At 75.8% G+C, this 1,966-nt stretch carries 2 protein-coding genes and 1 pseudogene; all 3 read left to right on the top strand.

Features of this window, described 5'->3' with window-relative positions; genetic code table 11:
- Positions 1–112 precede the first annotated feature (112 nt).
- Positions 113–241 (top strand): annotated as a pseudogene (locus tag ACFC1F_RS43235) (galactokinase family protein); the annotation flags it as partial.
- Positions 242–328: 87 nt separating this feature from the next.
- Positions 329–1,162 (top strand): aldose 1-epimerase, encoded by an 834-nt coding sequence (locus ACFC1F_RS43230; protein ID WP_376167295.1) that lies wholly within the window; start codon positions 329–331, stop codon positions 1,160–1,162.
- 241 nt (positions 1,163–1,403) lie between these two features.
- Positions 1,404–1,847, top strand: a complete 444-nt coding sequence (locus ACFC1F_RS43225) for a hypothetical protein (protein ID WP_376167293.1) — start codon at positions 1,404–1,406, stop codon at positions 1,845–1,847.
- Positions 1,848–1,966 lie beyond the last annotated feature (119 nt).

The raw sequence follows: 1,966 nt of genomic DNA, 5'->3' as shown, positions 1-1,966 counted from the left end.
TCCTGGTGGCCTCCGCCGAGCGCGCCCACCAGGCGCTGGGCTGGACCCCGCGCCGCCCGAACCTGGACGACATCGTCGCCGACGCCTGGAAGTTCGCCCTGGAGCACCCCGCATGACCACCTTCCACGACCTCTACGGCGCCGCGCCCGCCGGCACCTGGGCCGCGCCCGGACGGGTCAACCTGATCGGCGAGCACACCGACCACAACGACGGCCTCGTCCTGCCGATCGCACTTCAGCAGGCCGCCCTCGTCCGGGCACCCCGACCCGACCCGAACGAAAGCGGCCCGCCGACCGTGCACGACGTCCCCACCACCTCCCCCGATCTCCTGACCCTGAACGCCGGACCGGCCGTCGCCGTGGTCGACCCCGCCGGGGGCGGCCGGCTCGCCGCCCTGAGCGTCGCCGGTGTGGAGCTCCTGATGCCGGGGGCCGGCTTCGGCTCCTTCCCGATGGCCCCCTGGTGCGGCCGGCTCGCCGGGGGCGTGCTGCGCAGCGCCGGGCGCTTCCACCACTTCCCGCGCGAGGCACCGCCCCATGCGATCCACGGCACCGTACGGAACTCCCCGTGGCGGGTGGTCCGTGCAGCCGCGGACGGTGCGCTGCTGGAGCACGGTCTGGGCGCTCCCTGGCCGTTCGCCGGCCGCGTCACGCAGGAGTTCGCGCTGAGCCCGTCCTGCCTGCGCCTGGAGATGACCGTCGAGTCCCACGGCGCACCGTTCCCCGCCCAGGCGGGGTGGCATCCGTGGTTCCGCCGCGACCTCGGGACGGGTGGGCCCGCCGAGCTGCGCCTCGCCGCGGCCTGGCAGGAGGAACGTGGGCCGGACCACCTGCCGACCGGCCGACGGATCGCTCCCCGCGAGGGGCCGTGGGACGACTGCTTCGGCATGCCCGACGGGGTCGCGGTCACCGTCGACTGGCCGGGCGCCCTCACCCTGGAGATCACCAGCAGCGCACGGTGGGTGGTGATCTACGACGAGCCCGCCGAGGCCCTCTGCGTGGAGCCGCAGTCGGGGCCGCCCAACGGGCTGAACACCCTGCCCCGTCCGGTCACGCCGCGCTCCCCGCTCACCGTGACCAGCACGTGGCGCTGGAGCCCGCCCGCCGCGCGGGCCGACGGTGTCCCGGGCGACCGTCGGGGACGTGCCGCCGCGGCGCGGTGACCGCAACGGTCGGCCTCCGCCGGGAGCTGCACCGTGGCCGCCCCGGCCCGGACGGGAACCACCTCCGTGCACGACGCCCGTGCCCGTGACCCCCGGTGTGCAACAGGGGCCCCGTGGTCACCGAGGGTCAATACAGGTAGGGCCCGGTATTGAACACGTACTGATCGGGCGGGTGTCCTGGAGACACCGCGAGGGGCGGACGCGGAGACCGATTCCCCACCCGATCTGTGGCAGGTACACCATGGGCAGCACCATCGACCGCACCACGACCCTCACCCCGGCACCGGGCGGCGCCGCGATATACCTGCGCTGCTACCCGTTCGACCGGACGGCGATGGAGTGCCACCGCCGGGCCCTTGAAGGCCTGGCCGTGGCGACGGGACTGCCGGAACCGCTGCTGTACCTGGACAACGGCGTGCGCGCGGCCGACGGCCTCCCGGCCCTGGACCGGCTGCTGCGGACGGTCGCCGGGGGGTGGGTCGGCACCGTCCTGGTCCCCGGGCCCTTCGTCTTCTCGATGGACGACACCGAGGCGCGCGGCGTGGCCGGCCTACTGGAGCGGCACGGCTGCCGGGTGGTCGAGCTCCCGTCGCGCCATCGGCTCGCGCACCCCGCGGGCGGACCGAACCCCCCGCCCGCGCGGGACGGCGGCTCCCGCGAGCCGGCGGGTCTCGTGACCTGTTGACGCCCTCGCGCGAAGGGGCGGGCGGGGACGTCCCGCGCGACCCCACCCGCCCCCTCGGTGTCGACGGCCCGGGGCGAAGCGGTGACGCTGCGGGCCGTCGGGGCCGGGGTCCACAAGCC

The sequence above is a fragment of the Kitasatospora sp. NPDC056181 genome, assembly GCF_042266225.1.
In the GTDB taxonomy this organism is placed as follows: domain Bacteria; phylum Actinomycetota; class Actinomycetes; order Streptomycetales; family Streptomycetaceae; genus Kitasatospora.
The sequence above is the reverse complement of the archived record's forward strand: the minus strand, read 5'-3'. Positions and strand labels throughout refer to the sequence as shown.